The 24,094-nt window shown below is 70.4% G+C and carries 21 protein-coding genes; 6 read left to right on the plus strand and 15 right to left on the minus strand.

All coding sequences use genetic code 11. The annotated features are described in order from the left end of the window. Positions 1 to 7: 7 nt before the first annotated feature. The 9 genes from U870_RS0112690 to U870_RS0112730 all read right to left on the minus strand — a co-directional run bounded on the left by U870_RS0112690 (position 8) and on the right by U870_RS0112730 (position 12,215). Positions 8 to 928: a hypothetical protein gene (locus U870_RS0112690; protein ID WP_025157762.1), complete on the minus strand. Its 921-nt coding sequence runs from the start codon at positions 926 to 928 to the stop codon at positions 8 to 10. After that, complete coding sequence (locus U870_RS0112695; RefSeq protein WP_025157763.1) at positions 928 to 2,577, minus strand: substrate-binding domain-containing protein; 1,650 nt, start codon at positions 2,575 to 2,577, stop codon at positions 928 to 930. Before U870_RS0112695 ends, U870_RS0112690 begins: the two co-directional genes overlap by 1 nt. Further along, on the minus strand, positions 2,574 to 3,932 hold the full coding sequence (locus tag U870_RS0112700; RefSeq protein WP_025157764.1) for a PstA family ABC transporter permease: 1,359 nt from the start codon (positions 3,930 to 3,932) through the stop codon (positions 2,574 to 2,576). Before U870_RS0112700 ends, U870_RS0112695 begins: the two co-directional genes overlap by 4 nt. Beyond that, on the minus strand, positions 3,932 to 4,966 hold the full coding sequence (gene pstC, locus U870_RS0112705) for a phosphate ABC transporter permease subunit PstC (RefSeq protein ID WP_025157765.1): 1,035 nt from the start codon (positions 4,964 to 4,966) through the stop codon (positions 3,932 to 3,934). The genes U870_RS0112700 and pstC overlap by 1 nt, the downstream gene beginning before the upstream one ends. Beyond that, positions 4,963 to 7,716 carry a hypothetical protein gene (locus tag U870_RS0112710; RefSeq protein ID WP_025157766.1) on the minus strand — a complete coding sequence of 918 codons (2,754 nt, stop codon included), beginning with the start codon at positions 7,714 to 7,716 and terminating at the stop codon, positions 4,963 to 4,965. Before U870_RS0112710 ends, pstC begins: the two co-directional genes overlap by 4 nt. A gap of 76 nt (positions 7,717 to 7,792) precedes the next feature. Beyond that, on the minus strand, positions 7,793 to 9,472 hold the full coding sequence (locus tag U870_RS23185) for an Ig-like domain-containing protein (protein WP_025157767.1): 1,680 nt from the start codon (positions 9,470 to 9,472) through the stop codon (positions 7,793 to 7,795). Positions 9,473 to 9,555: 83 nt separating this feature from the next. Further along, positions 9,556 to 10,752: a hypothetical protein gene (locus U870_RS23190; RefSeq protein WP_025157768.1), complete on the minus strand. Its 1,197-nt coding sequence runs from the start codon at positions 10,750 to 10,752 to the stop codon at positions 9,556 to 9,558. Positions 10,753 to 11,139: 387 nt separating this feature from the next. After that, a complete protein-coding gene (locus U870_RS0112725; protein ID WP_162819145.1) occupies positions 11,140 to 11,664 on the minus strand; it encodes a hypothetical protein in 525 nt (174 codons plus the stop codon). Continuing rightward, a complete protein-coding gene (locus U870_RS0112730) occupies positions 11,661 to 12,215 on the minus strand; it encodes an RNA polymerase sigma factor (RefSeq protein ID WP_025157770.1) in 555 nt (184 codons plus the stop codon). Before U870_RS0112730 ends, U870_RS0112725 begins: the two co-directional genes overlap by 4 nt. 267 nt (positions 12,216 to 12,482) lie before the next feature. On the opposite strand from U870_RS0112730, the gene U870_RS0112735 reads away from it, so the two are divergent. Next, complete coding sequence (locus U870_RS0112735) at positions 12,483 to 13,034, plus strand: hypothetical protein (protein WP_025157771.1); 552 nt, start codon at positions 12,483 to 12,485, stop codon at positions 13,032 to 13,034. A 13-nt stretch (positions 13,035 to 13,047) separates the two neighbouring features. On the opposite strand, the gene U870_RS0112740 is transcribed toward U870_RS0112735, so the two are convergent. Continuing rightward, the gene (locus tag U870_RS0112740; protein WP_025157772.1) at positions 13,048 to 13,839 is read right to left on the minus strand and encodes an SDR family NAD(P)-dependent oxidoreductase; all 792 of its coding nucleotides are present in this window, start codon (positions 13,837 to 13,839) and stop codon (positions 13,048 to 13,050) included. A gap of 119 nt (positions 13,840 to 13,958) precedes the next feature. Here U870_RS0112740 and U870_RS0112745 point away from each other — a divergent pair, with 119 nt between their 5' ends. Beyond that, on the plus strand, positions 13,959 to 14,450 hold the full coding sequence (locus U870_RS0112745; protein ID WP_025157773.1) for a MarR family winged helix-turn-helix transcriptional regulator: 492 nt from the start codon (positions 13,959 to 13,961) through the stop codon (positions 14,448 to 14,450). Between the two features lie 30 nt (positions 14,451 to 14,480). On the opposite strand, the gene U870_RS0112750 is transcribed toward U870_RS0112745, so the two are convergent. Next, positions 14,481 to 15,107 (minus strand): dihydrofolate reductase family protein, encoded by a 627-nt coding sequence (locus tag U870_RS0112750; protein WP_025157774.1) that lies wholly within the window; start codon positions 15,105 to 15,107, stop codon positions 14,481 to 14,483. A 106-nt stretch (positions 15,108 to 15,213) separates the two neighbouring features. Here U870_RS0112750 and U870_RS0112755 point away from each other — a divergent pair, with 106 nt between their 5' ends. The 3 genes from U870_RS0112755 to U870_RS0112765 all read left to right on the plus strand — a co-directional run bounded on the left by U870_RS0112755 (position 15,214) and on the right by U870_RS0112765 (position 17,469). After that, the gene (locus tag U870_RS0112755) at positions 15,214 to 15,465 is read left to right on the plus strand and encodes a hypothetical protein (RefSeq protein WP_025157775.1); all 252 of its coding nucleotides are present in this window, start codon (positions 15,214 to 15,216) and stop codon (positions 15,463 to 15,465) included. Between the two features lie 96 nt (positions 15,466 to 15,561). Continuing rightward, positions 15,562 to 16,965 (plus strand): MFS transporter, encoded by a 1,404-nt coding sequence (locus U870_RS0112760; RefSeq protein WP_162819146.1) that lies wholly within the window; start codon positions 15,562 to 15,564, stop codon positions 16,963 to 16,965. Between the two features lie 93 nt (positions 16,966 to 17,058). After that, complete coding sequence (locus U870_RS0112765; protein WP_025157777.1) at positions 17,059 to 17,469, plus strand: DUF6855 family protein; 411 nt, start codon at positions 17,059 to 17,061, stop codon at positions 17,467 to 17,469. Between the two features lie 43 nt (positions 17,470 to 17,512). On the opposite strand, the gene U870_RS0112770 is transcribed toward U870_RS0112765, so the two are convergent. Genes U870_RS0112770 through U870_RS0112785 form a run of 4 tightly spaced genes read right to left on the minus strand, consistent with a single transcriptional unit; the run spans position 17,513 to position 22,848 of the window. Further along, positions 17,513 to 19,618 carry a glycoside hydrolase family 2 protein gene (locus U870_RS0112770; RefSeq protein ID WP_025157778.1) on the minus strand — a complete coding sequence of 702 codons (2,106 nt, stop codon included), beginning with the start codon at positions 19,616 to 19,618 and terminating at the stop codon, positions 17,513 to 17,515. Positions 19,619 to 19,620: 2 nt separating this feature from the next. Further along, positions 19,621 to 20,556 carry a carbohydrate ABC transporter permease gene (locus U870_RS0112775; RefSeq protein WP_025157779.1) on the minus strand — a complete coding sequence of 312 codons (936 nt, stop codon included), beginning with the start codon at positions 20,554 to 20,556 and terminating at the stop codon, positions 19,621 to 19,623. Between the two features lie 2 nt (positions 20,557 to 20,558). Continuing rightward, complete coding sequence (locus U870_RS0112780) at positions 20,559 to 21,473, minus strand: carbohydrate ABC transporter permease (protein ID WP_025157780.1); 915 nt, start codon at positions 21,471 to 21,473, stop codon at positions 20,559 to 20,561. Positions 21,474 to 21,486: 13 nt separating this feature from the next. Next, positions 21,487 to 22,848 carry an ABC transporter substrate-binding protein gene (locus tag U870_RS0112785; RefSeq protein ID WP_025157781.1) on the minus strand — a complete coding sequence of 454 codons (1,362 nt, stop codon included), beginning with the start codon at positions 22,846 to 22,848 and terminating at the stop codon, positions 21,487 to 21,489. A gap of 79 nt (positions 22,849 to 22,927) precedes the next feature. Here U870_RS0112785 and U870_RS0112790 point away from each other — a divergent pair, with 79 nt between their 5' ends. After that, positions 22,928 to 23,944 carry a LacI family DNA-binding transcriptional regulator gene (locus U870_RS0112790; protein ID WP_025157782.1) on the plus strand — a complete coding sequence of 339 codons (1,017 nt, stop codon included), beginning with the start codon at positions 22,928 to 22,930 and terminating at the stop codon, positions 23,942 to 23,944. The last annotated feature ends 150 nt before the right edge of the window (positions 23,945 to 24,094 follow it).

Here is a 24,094-nt window from a genome sequence, read left to right on the forward strand (position 1 = left end):
GCGGCTCCTAGAGCAGGTTGGGGAGGACGATCTGGTTGACGGTGGTCGCGGCGAGGAGCGCGACGACGCCGATCACGGGTGCGGCGACGATCCACGTCTGCCAGCGGCCCCAGCGCCGCCAGAGCCAGGTCGCGCCGATGACGGCGGCGGCGAGGAGTTCGAGCAGGAGCACCAGCCCGAACGCGTTCGTGGGGTCGGTCCCCATCGGCCGTTCTGCCTCCGAGACGGGCATCCCGAGCTGGGCGGGCCGATCGAACCCCTTCGTGACGAGGTCGGCGTCCACGCGGAGCACGCCGGTCGGGGTGTACCAGCCGCCGGTGGCGGTGGTGAGCACGACGCGGCCCTCACCGGCCGTGAGCGCGGGCGGGGCGTCGTCGCCGGCGAGCCGACGGTCGCGCACCTTGTACGTGCAGGATCCCTGGCCGGCCTGGACGGTGAAGGTCTGACCGACCCGGAGGTCCGCCCACGCCGCGCCCACCGCGCCGTACGAGCTGGAGCGCGCCATGAGGACGCTCGTCCCGAGCTGGCAGGGCAGGACGGTGTTGCGCTGGTGCCCGATCCCGAGCATCGTCTGGGCGCCCGCCGAGCCTTCGACGACGACCTCCCGCCGGATCCCGATGTCGGGCGCGTACATCACGGCGACCGGCGTCCCCACACGGACGGGCTCGCCCGCGTCGGTCACCGGCTGTACCGGCGTCGACCCTTCGGCGAGGCTCAGCCGCACCTGCTCGTAGAGCTGGTTCTGCGTCGCGTAGTGCTGGACCGGCGAGACGGCGACGAGCACGACGACGATGACGAGGATCCCGGCGGAGAGGATGGCCAGCACGAGGGAGATCGCCCGCTGCAGCGGAGGGGCCGAGACGCGCGCGACGGGGACCGGGCGCGTCACGGACGGCGGCGCGGGGCTCGGCGCGACGACGGCGACCATCAGCGGCCGCCCCTGCCCGTCCTCGACGACACGACGTGACTGACGATCGGGGGTCCGATGAGCAGCAGGAGGACCAGGAGGATGACGACCACCATCAGCGTCTGCGGTCCGGCCCAGCCGTCGTTGCCGGTGAGCGTCATCGGCACGGCCTTCACGTTGGCGGCTGATCCGAAGGCGACGAAGCCGCTCCCGCATTCTCCGGTGTCGGGATCGCACTGCTGCTGGCCGGCTCCGTTCGCGGCGGCAGGACCGGCGGTCGCTCCCGCGCTCGCGCCGGTCGGACCCTTCGCGCCGGCGTTCTGCTGCGGGGCGGGCCCGGCACCGGTGAAGCCCCATGCGGCGCAGCGATCCGGAGTGCAGTCGGCGGGGAAGGGCGCCTCGAGGAGGAGCTGGTTCTTGTCCGGGCTGTCGCCGGGTTTGAACGTCGGGTTGTTGCACGGGTTGCCGCTTCCGGCGTTGACCGCCTGACCGGTGGCGTTGATCTTCCCCATCGTCGCCGCATCGACACCGGGGATCTGCTTCACCTGATCGAGGGCGGCGAGGACCAGGTTCATCGGCAGCGGCGAGTAGCCGAGGTTGCCCATCTTCCGCTGGCCTTCGCAGAGCGAGTACTGGTCGAAGTACCCCAGCGTCGCGCCCTTCTGCGTGTCGAAACCGCCGTGGGTGACGCTGGGCGCGACCTGGTAGGTGTACATCGACAGCGGGTAGGTCCGGGGATCGCCGTACTGGTAGACGTCGGAGAGGTCCTGGCTGAGGTAGTTGGGATCGCCCTTGTCGGTGTTGATCTTGGCGACGTGGAGGGCGACCGCGACGGCGTATTGGTCCGGCACCGTGTAGAAGCCGGCGGCGTTCTTGACCTTGGCGACCGGGAACTGGGCGCCGAGAGCGTAGGAGTACTCGTCGTAGTTGATCGAGAACTGGTTGGCGACGGTGTAGGCCGTGACGCCGTTGGAGCCGTTCTGCGCGACGAAGTTCGACAGGTTCTGGTGCGGGTAGTACGACGTGGCGTGTGCGGGATCGCACCCGGCCTTGGCGCACAGTTTGCGGTAGAGGTCCGGGTACTGGCGCAGCAGCCAGAGCGTGAACTGTGCGGTCGCTCCCGAGCCCTCGGAGCGGACGACGACGGTGATGCGCTGCGCGGGGAGGTCGACGCCCGGGTTGTCGGCGGCGATCGCCTTGTCGTTCCACTGGGTGATCTCGCCGGTGAAGATCCCGGCGATCGCCTGCTGCGACAGCTTGAGGTCGGTGAACCGTTTGCCGCCGAGGTTGAGGTTGTACATAAACGAGGTGCCGCCCGCGACGATCGGCAGCATCACGTACGGGAACTGCGGCACCGTGGTGTCCTGCGGGTCGGAGGTGTCGCCGGTGAAGGGGATCTCGGTCACGGCGAAGTCGGCGTTGATCTCCTTGGCGAAGTCGCTGCGGCCGGTGGACGACCCGTTCGGCGTGTAGTCGACGGTCACGCCCTGGGCGCCGACGTCGCTGACCCACTGGGCGACGGCGTTGCCGGCCCAGGAGGATCCCTCGCCCGAGATGCGCAGGTAGCCGGCGGCGGAGGCGGGCAGGCCGATGCCGACCAGGAGGAGCGTCGCGACGGCGAGGATCGACGCGCGCAGCAGTCGTCGGGTGGTTCGGCGGGGGCGGTTCATCGTGTGGGGTCCTGTCCGGGTCCGGGCGTGGGACGGCTGTCGTCGTCGGGCGCGAGGTAGTGGTTGAAGACGAGGAGCTCGTCGAGTTCGAGCGGCGCGGGCGGCCGCGGTGAACGCGACTCGATCCGCGCGAGCGTCGCCCGGGAGCGGGCGGCCAGACGACGGTGCTGGCTCTCGGTGAGCTTGCCCGGCTCCTGACCGCCCAGCGCCCGGGCGACGAGGAAGAGCACGAGTACGACGACGAGGAGGAACGCGGCGGTCGCGAACCCGCGCGCGATCATGTTCGGCTGCGGGCTCTTCACGAACTCGAGGGCGGCGAGCGGGAGGGAGGTCATCGGCCCCTCGAACGGGTTGACGTTCAGATTCGAGGTCACCCCCGCAGTGAGGAGGATGGGCGCCGTCTCGCCGATGCCGTGGGCGGTGGCGAGGATGATCGCCGTGGTCAGGCCGGCGCGGACGGTCGGCAGCACCACGTACCAGACGACCGCCCACTGGCCGGCGCCCAGTGCGTGACCCGCTTCGCGGAGGTTGCCCGGCACGAGACGGAGCACCACGTCGGCGGAGCGGATCATGATGGGCAGCATCAGCACCGTGATGGCGAGGGCGGCGGCGAAACCGTTGAAGGCGTGCGTGATGCCGACGATGATCGCGGCGTAGATGAAGAGACCGGCGACGACCGACGGGAGAGCGGTCATCGCTTCGACGATCGTCCGGACGAAGCGGGCGAACACGCCGCCGACCTCGCCGAGGAACACCGCCGTGGTCAGCCCGAGCGGGATGGTGATGGCGAGGGCGATGCCGATCTGGATGAGCGTGCCGACCAGTGCGTGCAGGATCCCGCCCTCGTCCAGCCCGGACAGCGGGCCGACGCCGCGCATGTCGGTCGTGAAGAAGTGGAACCGGTCCCAGAAGCTCTGGCCGCCGGCGGTCGAGAACATCTGGGCGAACACGTCCTCCCCGCGCACGAGGGTGAATCCGATGACGAGCGCGAGCGAGCCGACGACGACCACGCCGGCGGCCCACAGCATCACCGTCCAGAACCGGTCACGGACGGCGGGGCCGGGGTTCCGCAGGAAGACGAGGGTGGAGTAGAGGGCGACGAACCACAGGAACGACACCGGCAGCAGCCAGCCGATCGGGATGAGCGTCACGGCGACGGTGAGGAGGAGCCCGATCGCGAGTCCCGCCGCCGCCGCACCGGCGACGGTGAACGCGTCGTCGCGGGAGAACCCGATGACCACGCGGGACTCCTCCTCGGCCACGGGGGCGAGGTCCTCGCGGGGCAGCGTCGTCCCGCCGATGAGGCCGGGGACGTCGTCGAGCTCCAGCGGGACGGTCAGGGTGTCGTCGGTCATCAGCCCTCGCTCTCCGCTCCCGAGCGGGAGCGGGCGATGATCGCCGACGCCGTGAAGTTGACGATCATCGTCATCACGAACAGCGCGAGGCCCGCGGCCATGAGTGCGCTCATCGAGAAGGCGTTCGCTTCGCCGTAGCGCAGCGCGATGTGGGCGGCGATGGAGTTCGTGCCGTTCTGGAGGATGTGGAAGTTGATGTTGAAGATCGGGTTGATGATCAGGTAGATCGCGATCGTCTCGCCGAGTGCGCGCCCCATCCCGAGCATGGTTCCGCCGATCATCCCGCCGCGCCCGAACGGCAGGACGACCGAGCGGATCATGCCCCAGCGGGTCGCGCCGAGGGCGAACGCCCCCTCGCGCTCCCCGATCGGGGCGCGCGAGAACGACTCCCGCATCATCGAGGTCATGATCGGGATGATCATCAGGGAGACGACCACCCCGGCGATGAACGTCGACGACGTGTACAGCGAGGTGTCCGGCAGCGGGTTGTCCGGGTCGGCGCCGTCGACCCGGAAGAGCGGGATCCATCCGAACCAGGTCGACAGCCACTGGCTGAACGGCACGATCGCCGGCTGCAGGAAGATGAGGCCCCAGAGACCGAACACCACGCTGGGGACCGCCGCCATCAGATCGACGATCGACACCAGGGTGCGGCGGAACGATCCGGTCGCGACCTCGGTGATGAACAGAGCGGTGCCGACCGAGAGCGGGAACGCGATCACCAGCGCGACGATCGCGATCAGGACCGTGCCGGTGAGGAGGGCGGCGATCCCGAACTGGTTCGTCTCGGGCGACCATTTCTGCGTCGTCAGGAACGCGACGACCCCGACCTTCGAGATGGCCTGGGTGGCCTGGACCGTGAGGAAGAGGCCGACCAGCACCATGATCGCCAGCACGATCACCCCGCCGCCGCGGCTGATCCCGCGGAACACGGTGTCCGAGAGCTCGCGCATGTGGCGGAGTGGACGGGCGACCGCGTCGTCCGCGCCGGCCTCCGGATAGTCCGGACGTGTCGTCTGCAGGAGCCCGCTCATGCGGCCCCTCCCTTGCGTCGCCGGCCGAGCACGGGCGAGAGGATGCCCGCGGCGAGCGCGGCCAGCACCCCGGTGGCGAGGCCGAACTGCGGGAAGCCGATCTCTGTCGCCGCCGTCTTCCCGGACGCGGCCGACGTCTGCTTCATCGGCGGTGCAGTGGGAGCGGCGCTGGAGCCGTCGGTGGGTACCTCGGCCGTCGTGGGCACCGCTCCGACCGGTCCGGTGGGTGCGGCGGGCACTGCGGCGGGTGCGGCTGCGACCGGATCGGTCAGCGCTCGCAGTTTCGCGACGGTCGCTTTCGCCTGCGCCACCAGCGGCGCCGTCAGCGGCGCGTATCCCGGAGTCAGCTCCCCCGGCCGGGTGCCGGGCTTCTGACCGCTGGTCGCCGCGTACTCGAGGATGTCGGCGATCGGCTTCGCGTCCGCCGACGACAGGTTCTGCGTGTTCACCAGGCCGTACACCGGCAGGGTGAGCGGATAGGCACCTCCCGCGTAGTCGGCCTTCGCCGCCGGCTGCAGCACGCCGTCGACCGAGCTCTTCGCGAACTCGTTCGCCGCCTTCGTCAGACCGGCGGTGTCGGCGCCGACGCAGTGCGCGGTCTTCGCGTCGCTGCCGTCGCACAGGAGCGCCGTGGGGAGGAGGTAGCGCGCGGCGTCAGCGGCGTCGGTGATGGAGAAGACGACGCGCTCGCTCACGGCCTGTCGCTGGGCGATGCCCTTCCACTGCGGAGGCTGGCACTGAGCCGCTTCGGTGTAGGCCGAGCACCAGAGCCCTCGGGGAGGTTCGGCGCGCAGGGTCGACCGTGCGATGAACTGCATATCCGACTGCTTGGGGACCAGATCGACCAGGGTCCCCACCGGGATCTCCTCGTCGGGATGCTGGGGGTTAGGGCGGGCGTCCTCCTGCGCATAGAGGACCGTCGGGTAGGAGGCGTCCGCGGGCGGGTACGTCGGCGCGAGGGATTTGTCGAACGTCTCGGGCGACATCGTCGACCGCCGCACGGCGTAGGCCGCGGCCTCGAGCTCCGACGCGTCACTCGTGCACTCGGCGTATGTGCGGGTCGAGTAGAAGGGGTTGATCACAGCCCCGTACGGGTCGGGGCAGCCGTCGAGGAAGCTCCTCGCGTCGGTGTCGGCGAGGATCCAGCGCCACACCGCCGCCGCCGCATCCGATCGGAGGATCTCGGTCTGGAGCAGCCGATCGGTGTCGCCGCCCGTGAAGAAGCTCATGTACTTCAACTCGGGGTTGAGGGCCAGGAACTCCTTGTCGCGGAACAGCGACCCCTGGTTGAAGGAGTTCAGCCAGGGGGCAGTCTGGGTGAGCCCGGGCCGCTCGGCCAGCGCGAGGATGCCGTAGCTCTGGGTCAGGAGTTTCGCGATCAGCCTCGGATTCAACCGGATGCCGGTGACCGGTGAACCGGCTTTCGCGAACTCCCGCTCGGCGGTCGCCTTATCGGGGTAGCCGCAGCGCTCGATCGCTTCCTCCGGTGCCCCGTATCCGCATGGCCGGTAGTCGAGCATGACGGCGATCACGACGCCGCTCAGCGCGGTCGGGGCATAGAGCGTCGACGTGCTGCCCTCGATCGGTTGCGTCGTGAAGCCGAAGGCTGCGCTGCCACTGCCGACCGCGGTCCGGACCTGCGGGTCCGCGAGCTTCGAGTAGCCGAGCTGGCTCCCGGTGGCGCTGCAGAGCCCCGATCCCCACGATGCTACGGCCGGCGACAGGAGCTCCGATCCGACGCTGAGGACCTGGGCGTTGTCACCGCACGCCACGCTCTGGTCGGCGAATTCGAGCTTGACCTGCAATCGCTGCGCCCACAGCGACGGGGTGAGGGCCGATGCGAAGGCGCCACCCCCGCCGAGGTTGAGATCGGTGACGGTGTCCAGCACGAACGGCACGGCGACGAGCCAGCACTGCGATGTCGACGGTGCATGGGCCTGCGCACCGCAGCCGAGCCCCCGCGACTCCGTCGTGGTCTGGAGCTCGAACGTGCGTGTGGCCGCTCCAGACGGCCCGATGACGAGACGCGTGAACTCGTTGGTGCTGGTGCGGTTGAAGTACGGGTTGGAGCCCGGTGTCGCCGACAGCGTGCCGTCGATCGCGCGGAACGGGACGACGGACGTCCCCACCCAGTCGCCCCCCGCCAGCAGCCGATCGGATCCCAGCCCACGGAAGCTGATGGCATTGTCGGTGGCCCTGACGTCTGATCCGCCGACACCGGTCTGGCAGTGCTCGGGGTCGGGGGCGGTCTCGCCCGGCGTGCCCCAGCACTGGAAGACCTCCACCCATTCCTTGGCCGGGCTGATGATTCCTCCGCGGGCGCCGGCGACGGTTACCGTCACTCCTTGCGACACGAGGTTCTTCGTCTGCGACACCGTCATCGACAACCCCGGGCCGTTCGCATCACTGGCGAAAGCGGCCTTGTAGTCCTTCGTCAGTCGCGTGGATATGTCGCCGACCGTCTTGCCGGCCGTGTGCGCGATGACCGTGCTCGGGTCGCGGCGGTCCATCACGGTGTCGTCCCCGGCGTTCGGGGAGGCGGACTCGTCCCAGCCGACGGTCACGGCGGAGTCGGTGGCGACGGTGCCGGCGGGGCCCCAACCGGTGGACCCGGAAGAAGCGACGGCGGAGGGAACGGCCGGAGCTGCGGCGGCGGGAGCGGCGGCCACGGCGCCACCGGCGACGGAGACGGACGCGACGATCAGCACGCTGGCGATGGCGGAGACGATGCGGGTTCTGTGTGCTCTCATGCTCTTCGAGTCGTTCGGTGCACGGGACGAGAAGTGGGTGGGGGCCGGTCGAGTGACCGGCCCCCACCGGGGTGGATCAGCGGATGCGCGGTGCGAAGCGGCGGCGGATCAGCACCGAGGTGCCGGCGGCCGCCGCGCTGAGAGCGGCGAGCGCCGCGGCGATGAGGGCGATCAGGCCGCCCGGGGTGGAGGCGGCGGTCCCGATCCAGTCGGTCGCGAACGAGACCGGGTTGTTCGTGCCACCGGCGGCGGGTGTCGTGCCCGGACCCGTCGGACCGGTCGGATCGACGGCCGCGGCGACGCTGAAGGCGATCGTGACCGTCTTCGCACCGCCGGTGAGGACGAGCTGGTGCGCACCCGCCGGAAGGTTCGCCGGAGCAGTGAAGGTGTAGTCGGCGGCACCGTCCGCAGTGGCCGGTGCGGTCTCCGTCAACGGGATCGGGTCGGAGTGGATCACGCCGGTCACCGTGGAGGACGCGTCGAAGCTGCCCGCCGGGAGGGACACCGTGTAGGCGGTGCCCGGCGTGACGACGTCGCCGTCCTTCAGGGGGGTGGGCTTCGCGGGCAGTGTCACCGTCGCCGTCGCCGACTCCGAGGCGTTGAAGGCGCTGTCGCCGGCGTACTTCGCCGAGAAGGTGTGCTTGGCGCCGTCCTTCAGGCCGGTCGCCGTGTACGTGGCGACACCGGCGTCGAGGGTGCCGCTGCCGACCTTGGCGCCGTCGGCGTAGAAGTCGACCGATCCGGTCGCCGCAACGGCGGTCGCTCCGGCGGCGGAGACGGTCGCGGTGAGGTCGGCGGAATCGGCGCCCTTCGCCTTCGCGGCGAGCCCGACCTTCGTGTCGGACTTCACGGCGGAGATGGTCACGGTCGCAGCCGCGGCGGTCGAGCCGTTGAAGGCCGCGTCAGCCGCCGGGGTGTAGACCGCGGTGTAGCTGTGGTCGCCGACGCTCAACCCGGTGAGGCCGAGTGTAGCGACGCCCTTGACGACGGCGGCCGAGCCGACCTTCGACGCGCCCTCGAAGAAGTCGACGGTGCCGTTCGCAGCGGTGGCCGTCGTGCCGCCGGCCGCGACGGTCGCCGTCAGGCTCGCGCCGTAGGCGCCGGAGGGGGTCGCCGCGAGAGCGGTGGTGGTGTCGGCCTTCTGGACGACGACATGCCAGGCGCCGGCGGCGTCGAACGAGAGTGTGGTCCAGCTCGTCAACGCCCGGTTGTCGGCACCGGTGAGGATCTTCCCGCCGGACGAGACGCAGATGACGCCGAGGCTGAGCGTGTCCACGCCGGCCTGTGCCTCCACCTGCAGCCAGCCTCCGATGGACTGCTGCGTGAACTGCGCGTTGTAGTACGTGTCCGCGCTCAGGAAGTGGCTGACACTGTACGGGTTGTCCCAGAAGGTGGGGTCGGGCAGGCCGTCGGTGGCCGGTGCTGTGGTCACTCCACTGTTGATGTCGTACGCGACGATCCCGTCCAAGGTGAACGGGTATACGGACGGGTCCGTGACGAGCGGGCGCTCCGACCCCGGGAGCGCGAGGAACGGCTTCACCTGTGCGTTGTTCTCCGCCCCGCAATTGAGGTCGATCGCACTGACGGGCACGTTGCCGCCTTGGAAGTCGGCGGCCACGCCGCTGGTGACGCCCAGCGTCACGCCTCCTTGGCCGGCGGCGGAGGCCGGTACGACGGTCGCGATCGCAGCGGCGGAGGCGAGGAGCGCGGTGATCGCGCCGATCGCGACACGACGCGCAGGCTTGCTGGGGGTCATCGGGTGGTGCCTTTCTGTGGGAGGGGTGAACGCCGACCTGTGCCGGGCGGAGCAGTGTCCGCCCGGCACAGACAGGGATCGGACTAGTTGGTCCAGTTCGAGTAGAGGTAGCCGGTGGTGCCGGTGTAGCTGATCTTCAGGAACCCGAAGTCCTCGACCACGTTGTGGGTGGCGTGATCGACCGCGCCGATGTAGCTGGCGTTGCGGAGCGTGGTCTGGACGAGGGTGTTGGTGGCGCCCGTGTTGTTCGCGGTCGGGACGACCGAGTAGACGTCACGGTTGAAGTTGCCCGCCCCGCCTGCCGGTGCGGCGGTCGCCGATCCGTAGAGCGCGCCCGTGGTGTTCGATGCCGTCACGGCCTCGACCGTGTTGATCTTCGTGATCTTCAGCGACGCCGCGTTGGTGCCGGTGAAGGTCGAGGACAGGCCGTTCTTCTGGGCGATCCACTGAGCGGCGGAGAACGGGGCGATGTCACCAGAGGTGTTGATCGCGTCCGCGTGGTTCTCCGCGATCGTGGAGGTCACCCACGACGCCGGCGAGGTCACGCCGATCGCGCCGAGGAAGAAGCTGCGCGTGCCGGAGCCCGACTGCGGCAGCTTCACGTTCAGGGTGAACGCGTGGCTCGAGTCGGCGTGGTAGACCGGGGAGGCCGTGCCGCTCTGGGTGATGTTGGCGTCCGGGGTGCCGGTGCCGCCGTAGATGAACTTCAGGTCGTTGGTGCTGAAGTTCGTCGGGGCGACCGTGCCGGCCGGCAGGCCGGCCGTCTGGACGGCGACGGAGACGGCGTCGCGGGCGAGCGGCACGAACGAGAGCTTGTTGTTCGGGTCGGTCGCGAGGACCGGCGTGCCGGGACGGCCCGAGGAGCGGGCGATCTGGATGGAGCTCGCGGCGACCGTGTTGCTGTGGCCGGCGGCGTCCGTGTAGGTGTGCGTCGTGTTCCACGCGGCCGAGAGCGCCTTGACGCCGTCGCCCGAACCGGCGGGGCGATAGAACTGCTGGCCGCCGATGGTGATCTGCGTGTTCTGCGCGCCACCGGCGCCGAACGCGTCCCACGAGGCGATGCTCTGGCCCGGGTTCACGGCGCCGTTCGCGGTGGTCGTGTAGCCGTTGCCGTAGCCGTTGTAGAGGTCCTGGATGGTGTCGGAACCGACCGCGGTGTAGGTGCGGCCCGAGCTGCTCGGGTCGGCGTTCGCGGCGGTCGCGCCGGCCGCGATGAGCGCGGCGGCACCGAGGAAGGCGGCGCCGGCGACGGCGACCTTCCGGAGGGCAGTTGCCTTCATTTCGTGTGTCTCCCTATCCTGGAGCTTCTTGTGTCTGGAGGCCCCGGACACAAGTCGGGCCGTCATGGCCCGCATGCCCGTCTCAGTTCCAGCTGAGGCGGGCATCGTCGCGTTCCGGCCGTAGTGGCCGTCACACCGGCGGAGCATCCGCAGAACCCCTTGTCTGCTCCGGCCAGTTGCGAGCCTGCCGTGTCGCGCGGCGCGGCAGCAAGGAAACGAAGACGAACACTGCGGGTACTGAAACCAGCAGACGGAGACCGGTCGGCGAACCTTCGGTGAAGGCGTCGGACGCGGGGTAAGAACTCTCGATCGCGCGACGTCAGGATGTGCGGGGAGAGGGGTGAGCGGGCGCAGCGGACGGCGTTCCCGCCCTGTCGCGAACGGGCCTCAGCCCTCGAAGCGGCCGAATCCGAGGCTGCTGCAGAGCTCCGGAGTCTCCCGGGCGGGGAACACCACCACGGTCCCGTCGTTGCGGGAGCACATGGTCAGCGGCGGCACCGGATACGACGTGCCGGGAGAGTGCGCTCGTCCCGGTTCCGAGCGGTGCCCGAGGACGCCGGCCTCCCAGGCGGCGGCGCATCCCTCGAGCAGCTGGTGGCGGTCGGCGGACGCCGGATCGCCTCCCAGGTCTGCGGAGGTCGAGTACGACGACGGGGAGACGTCCTCGTAGCACACGACATGGCGGAGCTGCTCCTGCATCGGGGCGAGAACGCTCCAGGCCGTCGCGGTGGCGAGTCCCGCGCCGAGGACGCCGATGGTCAGGATCACGGGCAGGCGCCGTCGGCGGCGAGGCCACCGACGCTCGTCGGTCGCCTCGTGCACGCGCTCGAGGATGTCGGCGCGCATTTCGGGGGTGAACCCCGGCTCGGGCGGCGTCGCCCGTTCGGGGGTTCCGGTCTCTCGGCCGGTCATAGCCTGTCCTCTGCCAGACGCTTCTTGAGATGCGACCGTACACGATTCATGCGCTTCCCGACGTTTCCGGTCGTCATTCCCAGGCGCGTCGCGGTCTCCTCGTAGGACAGCCCGTCGACGATCAGGCACCGGTAGACCGCGGCGTCCTTCGGGGTCATCGCCGCGACCTCGCGCTCGATCGCCGCGAGCAGCTGCGTCGCGGTGACACTGGTGTGGACGGGGTCCGGGTCGGGGGCGCCGTTCCGCCGCGCATCGAGTCCCGCCAGGTCCGGCCGACGCCCCAGGCGTCGCCCGGCATTGCGGATCTCCCCCTCGGCAACGCCGAGCAGCCAGGGGAGGATCGTGCCCGTGCCGACATCGACCCGGTCGAGCTTGTTCCAGGTGATGACCCAGACATCCTGGACGACCGTGGCCGACTCGTCGGGGTCGCCGAGCGCCGCCTGGGCAGCGTCGTACACGACGCGGGCATACCGGTGGTACAACCGGTCGAAGGATCCCCGGTCCCCCAGCAATGCCGCCTCGACGAGCAGCCGATCCGTCGCGATGGACATCGTGTGCACCCTAAGCGATGCCCGGGGCTCGCGGACGACCCCCGTTCGGGCGACGCCGGGCGACGACCGCCCCGAGCGGGTCCCGCGGTCCCGGTCGCGCTGTCCGCGTACCTCTTAATAGACACGTCGGCACTGCGGGCTTTCTTACCCTCCGGGGCGAATGTTCGTGCGATGTCCCCGGCGTGCTCATCTGCGCGGAGAAGGCGTCACCGAACCGTCACTCCGCGACTCCGGCGCCGACGCTCCGCCGGCCGCTTCACTGGTGGCATGAACTCGACCTCCTCGCGCACCGTGTCCCTCGCCGTCGCCGGCCTGGCGGCTGCGGCCGCTCTCGCCTCGGGCGCCGCGCCCGCATCGGCCGCACCGGCGGCAGCGCAGTCCTGCTGGGTCAACGTGGACACCGGCGAGAGCCGGTGCTTCGACGCCGGCCTCGACCCGCTCGAGCAGATCGAGGTCGACACCGGCCGCCCCGTCGTCGCGGTTCCGACCGGGACGGGCGCGCGCTCGGCGGCTGCTGCCCCTGTTCCGTCCGCGACCGCCGCCAGCTACATCCTGGCGGTGGTCTACGACGGACTGAGCTACTCCGGGGCGAGCAACACGTACTTCACCAGCAACTCCGCCATCTGCAGCGGTCTCAGCTACGGCTACCCGTCGCTCGGCGCGTGGAACGATCGCATCCAGTCGGTCGACTCGTACAACGGCTGCCTCACCACGCTGTACTGGGACGCCAACTACGGCGGCGCCGCCTACGGGCCGGTCGGCTCGAGCACGAACATCGGCAACATGCGCAGCAACGCCTCCTCCCTGCGGATCGGATAGCCGGACCGGGCCGCTACAGCATCCCGGTCAGCACTCCGCCGTCCGCGCGGAGGGCGGCGCCGTTCGTCGCGGACGCCAGCGGGCTCGCGAGGTAGGTGACGAGCTGCGCGATCTCGTCCGGCTCGATGAAGCGCTCGAGGAGGGTCGTGCGGTTCTGCTCGATGATCGCCTCCCGCATCGCCGCGGTGGGAACCGACCGCGCCGCGGCGATCGCCTCGACGGCGGCCGCGACGCCGTCCGAGTAGGTCGGACCGCCGAGGACGGTGTTGACCGTGACGGCGGTGCGCCGCGTGAGCTTGGCGAGGCCGTTGCCGAGTGCCAGCATCGCGGCCTTCGTCACGCCGTAGTGCACCATGTCCGCCGGGACGTTGACGCCGGACTCGCTGCTGACGAAGAGGATGCGCCCCCAGCCGCGCTCCAGCATGCCGCCGAGCAAGCGACGGGACGACCGCACCCCGCTCATCACGTTGACCTCGAAGTAGCGGGCCCACTCCGCATCGTCGACGGTCTCGAAATCGGCCAGACCGAACAGGCCGACATTGTTGACCAGGATGTCGACCGGGCCGAGAGCGTCGAGCAGCCGCTCGACCTGCTCGGCGTCGGCGAAATCGGCGACGAGTCCGGACGGCTCCGCGCCGGGGTGCTCCCGCCGGAGCCGCGCGACGGCCGCATCCACGCGCTCCGCGTCTCGTCCGTTCACCGTCACCCGCACCCCCTCCGCGGTCAGCGCCGCGGCCACGGCGTAGCCGATCCCCTGGGTCGATCCGCTGACGAAGGCCGTCCTGCCCTGCAGTCCCAGCTCCATGCTTCCTCGTCTCCGTTCTCGCCGCGCCGGGAGTCCGCTGCCCCCAGTCACTTGCTCAGGCACGTCAATGTACGCCCATTGACTTGCCTGAGCAAGTCGCGAGGACCTAGGCTGCTGCCATGTCGACCCCGCCGGAACGCGCCGCACTGAGCGGCGAGAAGCTGGAGGCGTGGGCCTCCCTCGCCACACTGCTGGAGCGCCTGCCCGCCGCGCTCGATGCGCAGCTGCAGCGGGACAGCGGCATCACGCACTTCGAGCACGGCGTGCTCTACGCGCTCGATGCCGCACCGGATCGGACGCTGCGGATGAGCGTGCTCGCCGGTTACGCGAGCTCGACCCTCTCCCGACTCTCGCGCGCCGTGACCCGCCTCGAGAAGAAGGGTTGGGTGCGTCGCCTGATCGACCCGTCCGACGGTCGGTTCACCCTGGCGATCCTCACGGATGCCGGGCATGATGCGGTGGCGGCCTCCACCCCGGCGCACGAAGAACTCGTCGAGCGTCTCGTCTTCGACGCCCTCACCGCCGCTCAGGTCCGCCAGCTCGGCGCCATCAGCCGACGCATCTCGGCAGCGATCGACGACGCACCGGCGTGGCGGCCTCCTCCCGCGTGACCGCGGGTCGCCACTCCGGGTCGGGCGACCTCAGCGCGTGTAGGTGACGTGGACGACGCCGCTCTCGGCGATCTCCGACGTCACGGTGTACCCGAGGTCGAGGTCGCTCAGGCCGTCCCAGAGGCGCGCCCCCGCTCCGATGATGATCGGCGCGACGGCGACATGGAGACGGTCGACCAGCCCGGCCGCCAGGTAGTCGCGGACGAGGGAGGCGCCCCCGCCGATCCGGACGTCGGCGTCGCCCGCCAGCTCCCGGGCGCGCTCCAGGGCCGCTTCCGGCGTGGTGGCCATGAACTCGAACCGGGTGCCGTTGTCGAACTCGATCGGCGCGCGCTCACGGTGGGTCAGCACCAGGAGCGGATAGCCGAACGGCGGCTCGTCGCCCCACCAGCCGCGCCAGTCCGGGTCGTCGGGGTGGGCGTGGAGACCGAACATCCCGGCGCCCATGACCTCGGCGCCGATGCCGTCGAAATAGGCGGCGGCGTAGCGGTCGTCGACGCCGGTGGTGCCGGCGCCGGACGTGTCGTGGAACACCCGCTCGCGGAACGTCCGCGTGGCGGTGTAGTGCTCGACCAGCCTCCCCCACTCCGCGCCCATCGGGTCCTCCGGCACGGCGACGCCGTCGAGCGAGATGTTGAGGTCGACGCGAACGGCCATGGGAGCCTCCTGGAGGGGTGGACGGACGCCCTCCAACCTGGCAGAACCGTGCGTCCCGGTCAACCGCCGGAGCCGTACACTGCCGGAAGGGGGAAGGAGTACGCGCATGAGAGACAGGGAACCGCTCGACGTGCCGCTCCCGTACGGTCTTCCGGAGGATCCGCAGGAGCCGTACGTGAGCATCGTGGCGCCGAACATCGACAAGGTGTCCCGCGCCGGATTCGACGGGTCGACGGTGGCGGGACGCCGAGCGCGCCGCGGTTTCGTCATCGCCCTCGGCGTCGTCGTCGGGTGCGCGGCGATCGCCGGCATCGCGATGGCGGTGCAGCTGGTGCTCGACGGATGGACGGCGGGCTAGCCGCACCGCTCAGCCCCGCGGTCGAATAGACCACTATGCGACCAGCTTGATACCATCGGTGACATCCCTGTCGGTGTTCGAGGAAGACGGTCCTGCGTGGCGCGAGCTCGCCCGGTGAACGAACGGTCGACGGCCGCGCGCTACATCGTCCGCTCCCCGCTGCTGCGCGGAGCCTTCATCAGCCTGGTCGTCTCCGGGATCGGCATCTCGGTCACCGCACCGCAGATGACGCTGTTCCTGGTGCGGGAGCTGCACCTCACCGACGCCATGGCAGGCCTGTACTACCTGACCAACCTCGCCGCGCCGATCGCCGGCTATGTGGTGGGTTCCCTCTCCGACCGCGCGGGCTCCCGCCTGCTCGTGTTCCGGCTCTCGGCCGTCGCGGGCTTCGTGGGCTGGACTCTGATGGCGTTCGCGAACCAGACGTGGATGCCGTTCGCGATCAACATCCTCCTCCTCAGCGTGGCGGGGGCCGGCGCCGCACAGCTGCAGGCGGCTGTGCGGGACGAGCTCAGCCGGCGCCCCACCCCGGTCGACAACCAGGTCGTCGCGGTGATGCGGATGGCGATGGCGTTCGGGTGGATCATCGGTCCGGTGATCGGCGCCGTGCTCGGCGCCGTGATCGGGCTGCGGCCGCTGCTGCTCGCGACCGGCGTCAGCATCTTGCTGTCGATCGTGCCCCTGATCGGCGCCCGCACGGCGCGCCCCCTGCCGGGGCCGGCGCCCGCCCCGCAGGATGAGACGCTGCCACTGGTCGCCGAGGGAGCCGCGGAGCCGCTCACCGCCCCCGCCGCACGCACCCCCTCGATGGTGCCCCTGCTGCTCTTCACCGGCATCTACGTGCTCATCATGTGCGGGGAGACCGTCAAGCTCGCCTACCTGCCGCTCTACCTGGACGGCGAGCTGCACGTGGACGCGGGTGTGCGCGGCGCGATCATCGGCTTCCAACCACTCGTCGAGGTGGCCCTGATGCCGGTGGCCGCGAAGCTGGCCGACCGTTTCGGGATCGCCCCGGTGCTGTTCGCGGGGGCGGCGATGGCCATCGGCGCGCACGCCTGCTACGCCTCGGCGGACGCGTTCGCCCAGCCCCTCGCGCCCCTCATCGCCGGCCAGGTGCTGATGGCCGGGGTGATCGCGACGTTCGGGGTCCTCGGGGTGACGGTGGCCCAGCGGTTCCATCCGACACGGGTCGGGATGGCCTCCAGCGTCTTCCTGAGCGCGTTCGCGATCAACGCGGCCGTCGGAGGCTTCCTCGGGAGCGTTGGCACCGCCTGGCTGGGCCTGCCTGCCGTGTTCTGGATCCCCTCCGCGATCGCGGCGGCGGGCGCGATCGCGCTCGTCGTCCTGAACCGCTACGTGCCGCTGGACACCGGCGGGCCCCACCACACGGATGCGTCGCCGTCTGCGGTCCCCTCCCGGGACGCCGTGGACGTCGTGGACGGCGAGGACGGCGAGGACGCCGAGGCCGCCGTCACCGGCTGCCGCCCGTCGAACGAGTGACCGTCCGCCGGGGTGGACGGCTCGGACCTCTCGCCACCGCCCCGCCATCGGCGGCAGACTTCTCGACGTGGACGAATCCGAGGAGGAGAGCCGATGAGCGCAGGAACACAGGACGACCCGTGGCGGCTGACCACGGCGCCGGGGACGTCCGAATACACGATGTGGCGCGACGACGCCGCCGACCCGCCCGCGCTGATCTGCCAGGTCGGCTCGACCCGGCTGAGCTACCGCGCCGAGGCGATCGACGACCTCGCCGCCTGGCTGCGGGAGCAGGGCGACTGGGTCGCGCTCGGCGCTGCGGATGAGAACAAGGCGGCCGCCGACGGGACCGTGGAGGCCTGGGGACGCGACGCGAGCAATCCCGTGGGCGGTTGGTACGGCCTCCGGAAGGGCTACCGCGGCCGGTTCGGGATGTACCTGCCGCCGTTGCTCGAGGCGCTGGGGCTGATCGAGCTCACGCACGAGGCGCGCAACAACAGGGCCAGGGCCCTCCCGGCGTCGTGACGTTCGCGGTGCCCGGCGCGTCGCGCGCCGGGCACCGCACCGCTCACTCCTCCGCCCGTGCCCCGCGGCGGTTCGGCTGCTCCACCGGCGCCGCGTCGAGGAACGACCGGGCCACGATCGCGCCGTCCGCGTCGGTCAGCCAGAGCAGCAGGCGCGCGGGGCCGGTGACGGCGGGGGCGGTGATCGTCACGGCGTCCGAGAGGGTGAACGGTGTCACCACGATCTCGCCGCTGGAGGCGGCCGGGTCGGTGCGGACCGCGGCCGCCGAGGCGCCGTCGACCGGCGCACCCGCGGGGAGCCAGGCGGCGTGCAGGCGCCCGCGCAGCGGGCCCGGCCCGTGGTGCGACACGCGGACCGCCACGGTGACCGGCTCCTCCGGCGGCTCGAGGTCCGCCCCGGCGCGCAGCGGCAGCAGGTCGAGGACCAGCACGGTCTCGGCGTTCACGTCCGCGGGGATGCACCCGCCCCAGTCCTTCGCGCGACGGTCGGTGGTGAGCAGACCGGCGGCCTCATGCTCCACGTCGGCGAACTCGGTGTAGACGTAGCCGGCGAACCGGTCGTGACGACGCAGCTCCTGGGTCTCCCACCGCAGATGCCAGGCGCGCTCCAGGCTGGTGAAGCCCTCGCCGTACTCGCTGTTGACGATCGGGACGCCGGAGCGCGGGACCGCGTCGGAGGCGTAGAACGGCTTGTCGACGACGAAGTCGGGACCGAGGCGCACCGGGAAGCTCTGCTGCGTGCCGTCCGCCATCGCGGCGAGCATCCGCCGCCACTCGGCGATGCTCGGCTCGTAGTAGTGCCAGTCGACGAGGTCGGTGCGCACGTGCGACCAGCCGGAGTTCTCCACGATCGGCCGGGTGTCGTCGAGCGCACGCAGGGTGTCGTAGGCGTGCGCGGCGGCGCGGGCGCGCTCCGGGCTGCCCGGGATGTCCCAATCCAGCCCCCACTCCTCGTTGTAGAGCCCCCAGATGACGATGGACGGATGGTTGCCGTCGCGCTCGACCAGCGACGGGAGCTGGGCCTCGAACGCGGCGGCCGCTTCGTCGGAGAAGCGGCTCGGGCACGGCGGCTCCGCCCAGACCAGCATCCCGCTCACATCGGCCTCGTGCAGCCACAGGGGCTCCTCGAACTTCAAGTGCTTGCGGACGAGGTTGTAGCCGAGCTCGCGCGCAAGGGCGACGTCGGCACGCAGCGCGGACGCGTCGGGTGCCGTCAGCCCGGTCTCGGGCCAGTAGCCCTGGTCGAGCACCCCCCGCATGAAGAAGCGCTCCCCGTTCAGGAAGAGCTGCTCGCCCCTGGTCTCGATGCGGCGCAGGCCTGTCGTCGCGACGACCGTGTCGGCGGCCTCGCCGTCGCCGACGACGACCTCCACCCGGTAGAGGTGCGGGTCGGCCGGGGACCACAGGCGCGGTGCCGTGAGCTCGAGGCGACCGGTCGCCCGGCCCGCGGCGTCCGCGCGGAGTTCGACGTTCTCTCCGGTCGCGAGCACCCGCGCACGGACGATCGCTCCGGCCGGCGCATCGCCGGCGGTCTGGACGGCGATGTCGATCCCGGTGAGGCTGTCGCCGCGGAGCACGACCGAGCGGGCGTAGGTGCGCCCGCGGGCCTCGAGCCACACCGACTGCCAGATGCCCGACGTCGGGGTGAACGAGACCCCGTCGTAGTCGTCGCGCGGGATGGAGCGCTGCTTGCCGTGCGGGATGGCGCGCTTGTCCGCGGGGGCGTCGACGGCGACGGACAGCTCGGACGGGATGCCGGGCACCAGCGTGTCGGTGACGTCGAACTCGAACGACTCGGAGCCTCCGGTGTGCTCCCCCACGATGCTCCCGTCGACGCGGACCACCGCGTGGTGGTGGACGGCGCCGAAGCTGAGCACGACACGCGCTCCGGTCCAGTCCTCCGGCACGACGACCGTGCGCCGGTAGACGGCGTGCTCCAGCCAGGTGCGGTTCACCCCCGACGCCGTCGTCTCCCAGGCGAAGGGCACCGTGATCGTGCGTGCGGCATCGGCGGCGTCGAAGTCCCAGATCCCGTTGAGCGTGAGCCAGCGGTCGGAGCGGTCGAGATCCGGCCGCGGATACTCCGAGCGCGGCTGATCCGGGGTCGCCCGCGCCGCGGTGACGACGGAGTCGGTCGGGGAGAGTGTCATGTTCAGCCTTTCACGCTGCCGGCGAGGATGCCGTTGATGAAGTGACGCTGGAGCACGATGAAGAGCACCAGCAGGGGGACGAGGGCGATCGAGCTCGCGGCGAGCAGCTCGCCGGTGACGGTGGCGTAGTCGGCACCGATGCGATTGCCCGTGATGTTCTGCGCCAGGGTCGAGAGCACGACCTGGAGGGTGGCCATCCGGTCGGAACTCGCCACGACCACCGGCCACACGAAGTCGTTGTAGATGTTCATGATCGTGAGCACGGCGAGACCCGCCAGCCCGGGGCGGATGACCGGCACGACGATGCGCCAGAAGATCCCGAGCTCACCGCAGCCGTCGACCCGCGCGGCGTCGAGCAGCTCGTCCGGGACGGCGCTGATCACCTGCCGCATCCAGAAGATCGCGAAGGCGTCGACGGAGCCGGGCAGGATGAGCGCCTGGTAGGTGTTCACCCAGCCGAAGGTCTTCATCTCCAGCAGCAGGGGGATGATGAGCACGATCGTCGGGAGCATCAGGGTGACGAGCACCGCGCCGAAGATCAGGTTCTTGCCGACGAACTCGTACTTCGCGAAGGCGTACGCCGCGAGCGGCGCGAACACCAGCGTGATCGCCCCCTTGACCACGAGCACGATGGCCGTGTTCAGGAAGCCCTGCCCGATCGGCACGTCGTGGAGCATGGCGGCGAAGTTGTCCAGCGTGAACGTCGAGGGGTCGAAGCCGAGCGGGTCGCGGATGATGTCGTTCGCCGGTTTGAACGCCGACAGGATCGCCCACGCCACCGGGGCCAGGAACGCGACCAGGAGCACGAGGAGGAACGCGTGCGATCCGATGCGCGGCCGCGCCCGGCGGCCTCGGCGTTCGGAAGACGGGTCGGGGGTCGGCGACGTCACGGTCGGAGCCGTTCCCGCGGGACCGTCGAGGACGGTGGAAGCAGCCATGATCAGTCCTTCGCTCGGAGCAGCCGGACGAAGAACAGCGACAGGATCATCACGAGGATGACGAGCAGGAACGAATTCGCCGCGCCGGTTCCGAGGTCCGCTCGGGTGATGTGGTTGTAGAGGTAGTAGCCGGCCGTGGTCGTCGAGTTGTAGGGGCCGCCCTGGGTGACGACGAACGGCTCCGCGAACATCTGGAACACGGCCAGGGTCTGCAGCACCACCGCGAACATGATGGTGCGGCGCAGCAGCGGCACGGTGATGCTCCAGAGCTGCCGGACGGGGGACGCCCCGTCGAGATCGGCTGCCTCGTACATGGAGCGGTCGATGGACTGCAGACCCGAGAGGAGGATGATCACGATGAATCCCGTGGTCTTCCAGAGGAAGAGCAGGGCGAGCGTCGGCTTGGCCCACGCGCTCGTGGTGAGCCAGCCGACGTCCGGCAGGCCCACCAGGCCGAGCAGCGCGTTGACGGCGCCGTGGTCCTGGTCGAACAGCACCACCCAGATCTGCGCGACGGCGACCAGGGGCGTGACGAACGGGACGATGAAGGCGACCCGGTACATCCCGCGCATCCGCAGCTTGGCCGAGTCGAGCAGCACCGCGACGACGACGGCGAGCGCCATCTGGATCGGCACGATCAGCACCCAGAGCACGGCCGAGTTGCCGAGCGAGCTCCAGAAGGCGGGGCTGCCGAGGAGGTAGGCGTAGTTGCCCCAGCCCACCCACTCCGCGGCACCGGTCCCGTGCCAGTTCGTGAAGCTCAGCCGCGCGGTGAAGATCAACGGGTACACGCTGAACGCGAGGAAGATCAGCACGAACGGCATCACGAAGAGGTACGGGGCGATACGGCGTCGCAGCCGGGGGCCGCTGAGGCGGCGTCGCGACCGGGCCGCGGAGGGGAGGGCGGTGCTCGTCATCGTTCTCGGGCGCTCACTGTCGATCGATCAGGTTGGTCTGGATGTCGGTGCCGGCCTTCTCGATCATCTGGGCCGGCGACAGGTCGCCGTCGTACATCCGCTGCAGGTCGGTGCCGAGGTAGTCGGTGGAGGCGTTCCACCAGGACGGGATGGCCGTCCCGGCCGGGATCTGGGCCCCCGCCTCCGTCGCGACCTTCCACAGGTCCTGGTCGCCGAGGGCGGGCACCGGCCGGAAGAGCGGCTTCGACGGCTCCGCTGCGGGCAGGTAGGCAGGGATGGAGGTGTTCAGCCCCTCCGGGTAGACGTCGCTCGGCCCCCAGACGGCGGAGTAGCCCGCCTTGTCGTACATCAGGAACTCGTAGAACAGCCAGGCGAGCTGCGAGTTCTTGCCGTCCTTGGGCAGCACGAACGACGAGCCGCCCATGGCGCCGCTGCGCGCGCCGCCCTCCTTCCAGGCGGGGAGTTCCATCGAACGCCAGTCGCCCTTCGTCTGTGTGAGCAGCTGCTGGGGAGCGAAGCTGAACCAGATCGCCCACGGGTAGAAGACCTCGTTGCCGGCCTCCATCTCGGCGATGTCGCTCTGGCCCAGGTACTCGGCACGGGTGCCGAGGCCCTCCTTCTGCACGGTGTCGAGGAACGTGAGGATCTGCGTGTACTCGGGGCTGTCGAGACGCAGCTTCCCCTGGGCGTCGGCGAGGGAGGTCCCCAGCTGGCTGGCGTACATCTCCAGCTGCAACTGCCCGAGGAAGGCGCCCTGCTCGAGGTGGATCGGCTTCGCGCCCGGCTTGGCCTTCTGGTAGGCGCGGGCGGCGGCGAGCAGGTCGTCGTAGGTGCGGATGGACGTGGCGTCGATGCCGGCGGACTCCAGCGCGGTCGCGTTGTAGTAGAGCAGGCCCGGGTTGAGGTCGTACGGGACGCCGTAGATGCCGCCGTCGACGGTGTTGGCGTCGACCTTCTGCGGGGCGATGTCCTTCAGGTACGGCTTCAGCACGTCGCTGAGATCCCACAGGTGGTCGGCGTAGCCGCTGACCATCGCGTCATCGAGGAAGACGCCGTCGGGCACGTCGGTCCCCGTGATGAGCGTGTTCTGGAGCTTGGCGTTGATGTCGACCGCTTCGTGGTGGACCGTGATCTTCGGGTACTTCTTGTTGAAGTCGGCGATGACGCCGTCGAAGACCTTGAACAGGTCGCCCGAGCGGTCCCAGATGGTGATCTCACCCTCCGGCTGGTCGGTGGTCGGGGCCTGCAGCCGGTCGGACGATGCGGTCGAGCCGCCGCCGATCTCGGGTCCGCAGGCGGTCAGGGTCAGAGTGGTCGCGACGAGTGCGGCGGCGACCGCGAGGCCGCGCACTCGGCGTTTCGGGCTGTGGATCATGGGACACTCCCTCGTGTTTTGCCAACGTATGCAAACTGTAACGCTCGTTTGCGAACGTTGCAAACGTTACGATGACTCCATGCCAGCAACACTGCGTGATGTCGCCCAGCTCGCCCAGGTCTCCGTGCGCACGGTCTCCAACGTCGTGAGCGGCTACGAGCACGTGAGCGACCAGATGCGTACGCGGGTGCTCGCCGCCATCGAGACGCTGGACTACCGCCCCAATCCCGTCGCCCGCACCTTGCGCACGGGACGCACGGGGATGCTGGCCCTCGTTGTCCCCGAGGTCGACGTCCCGTACTTCAGCGAGCTGGCGCGGGAGGTCATCGATGCCGCCGCCGCCCTGGGCTACCGGGTGATGATCGACCAGACCGGGCACGATCACGAACGCGAGAGGCAGCTGCTGCGGGGCGACGACCGCACGATGCTCTTCGACGGGCTGCTGTTCAGCCCCCTCGTGACGAAGGCCGAGCTGCTCGATATGCACGGCGCGACCAGCATCCCCCTCGTGCTGCTCGGCGAGCACGACTTCGACGGACGATACGACCACGTCGCCATCGACAACGTGCAGGCCGCCAAGGACGCCGTCGCGCACCTGGTGACGACCGGACGACGGCGCATCGCGGCCATCGGCGCGCAGCCCGCCGAGGAGTACACCACGCCCCTCCAACGCGAGTCGGGCTACGCCGAGGCGCTCGCCGAGGCCGGGCTCGCGTACGAGCCCGAGCTGGTGAAGACGGCCGGGCACTACAGCCGACCGGGCGGCTACCGCGCGACGCAGGAGCTGCTCGCGCTCGACCCGCGCCCCGACGCCGTCTTCTGCTTCTCCGATCTGCTCGCGATCGGAGCGATGCGCGCCGTCTTCGACGCGGGCCTGCGCGTGCCGGAGGATGTCGCGGTCATCGGCATCGACGACGTCGAGGAGGGGCGGTTCGCCCGGCCGTCGCTCAGCACCGTGTCCCTCGACATCCCCTTCATCGCCCGCGAGGCCGTGCGGCGCATCGTCGCGCGCATCGACGCGCCGGAGCTGCCGGCCGTGGAGGTCGTGGCACCGCATCGCCTGGTCGCCCGGGAGAGCACCGCGCCGTCCGCGTGACCGTCGAGGTCGCCCGGCCTTCGGGGCGGGCGGACCGACCCGGCCGTCCGACGATGACGGTGGCGGCGGTGCCTTTCGTCGGCCGTCCACTCTTGCAACGATGGCAAATGCCTGGCAGGGTCGGTTTGCAACGTCCGCAAAGCCGCGGAC

The sequence above is a fragment of the Leifsonia aquatica H1aii genome (genome assembly GCF_000633535.1).
GTDB classification, from domain to species: domain Bacteria; phylum Actinomycetota; class Actinomycetes; order Actinomycetales; family Microbacteriaceae; genus Leifsonia; species Leifsonia aquatica_A.

Coding starts and splice junctions, on each gene's coding strand:
- pstC (WP_025157765.1), bottom strand. CDS start 4,966: ATGAGCGGGCTCCTGCAGACGACACGTCCGGACTATCCGGAGGCCGGC.
- U870_RS0112745 (WP_025157773.1), top strand. CDS start 13,959: ATGTCGACCCCGCCGGAACGCGCCGCACTGAGCGGCGAGAAGCTGGAG.
- U870_RS0112755 (WP_025157775.1), top strand. CDS start 15,214: ATGAGAGACAGGGAACCGCTCGACGTGCCGCTCCCGTACGGTCTTCCG.
- U870_RS0112725 (WP_162819145.1), bottom strand. CDS start 11,664: ATGACCGGCCGAGAGACCGGAACCCCCGAACGGGCGACGCCGCCCGAG.
- U870_RS23185 (WP_025157767.1), bottom strand. CDS start 9,472: ATGACCCCCAGCAAGCCTGCGCGTCGTGTCGCGATCGGCGCGATCACC.
- U870_RS0112750 (WP_025157774.1), bottom strand. CDS start 15,107: ATGGCCGTTCGCGTCGACCTCAACATCTCGCTCGACGGCGTCGCCGTG.
- U870_RS0112770 (WP_025157778.1), bottom strand. CDS start 19,618: ATGACACTCTCCCCGACCGACTCCGTCGTCACCGCGGCGCGGGCGACC.
- U870_RS0112785 (WP_025157781.1), bottom strand. CDS start 22,848: ATGATCCACAGCCCGAAACGCCGAGTGCGCGGCCTCGCGGTCGCCGCC.
- U870_RS0112790 (WP_025157782.1), top strand. CDS start 22,928: ATGCCAGCAACACTGCGTGATGTCGCCCAGCTCGCCCAGGTCTCCGTG.
- U870_RS0112690 (WP_025157762.1), bottom strand. CDS start 928: ATGGTCGCCGTCGTCGCGCCGAGCCCCGCGCCGCCGTCCGTGACGCGC.
- U870_RS0112735 (WP_025157771.1), top strand. CDS start 12,483: ATGAACTCGACCTCCTCGCGCACCGTGTCCCTCGCCGTCGCCGGCCTG.
- U870_RS0112700 (WP_025157764.1), bottom strand. CDS start 3,932: ATGACCGACGACACCCTGACCGTCCCGCTGGAGCTCGACGACGTCCCC.
- U870_RS0112710 (WP_025157766.1), bottom strand. CDS start 7,716: ATGAGAGCACACAGAACCCGCATCGTCTCCGCCATCGCCAGCGTGCTG.
- U870_RS0112740 (WP_025157772.1), bottom strand. CDS start 13,839: ATGGAGCTGGGACTGCAGGGCAGGACGGCCTTCGTCAGCGGATCGACC.
- U870_RS0112780 (WP_025157780.1), bottom strand. CDS start 21,473: ATGACGAGCACCGCCCTCCCCTCCGCGGCCCGGTCGCGACGCCGCCTC.
- U870_RS0112730 (WP_025157770.1), bottom strand. CDS start 12,215: ATGTCCATCGCGACGGATCGGCTGCTCGTCGAGGCGGCATTGCTGGGG.
- U870_RS0112695 (WP_025157763.1), bottom strand. CDS start 2,577: ATGAACCGCCCCCGCCGAACCACCCGACGACTGCTGCGCGCGTCGATC.
- U870_RS23190 (WP_025157768.1), bottom strand. CDS start 10,752: ATGAAGGCAACTGCCCTCCGGAAGGTCGCCGTCGCCGGCGCCGCCTTC.
- U870_RS0112775 (WP_025157779.1), bottom strand. CDS start 20,556: ATGGCTGCTTCCACCGTCCTCGACGGTCCCGCGGGAACGGCTCCGACC.
- U870_RS0112765 (WP_025157777.1), top strand. CDS start 17,059: ATGAGCGCAGGAACACAGGACGACCCGTGGCGGCTGACCACGGCGCCG.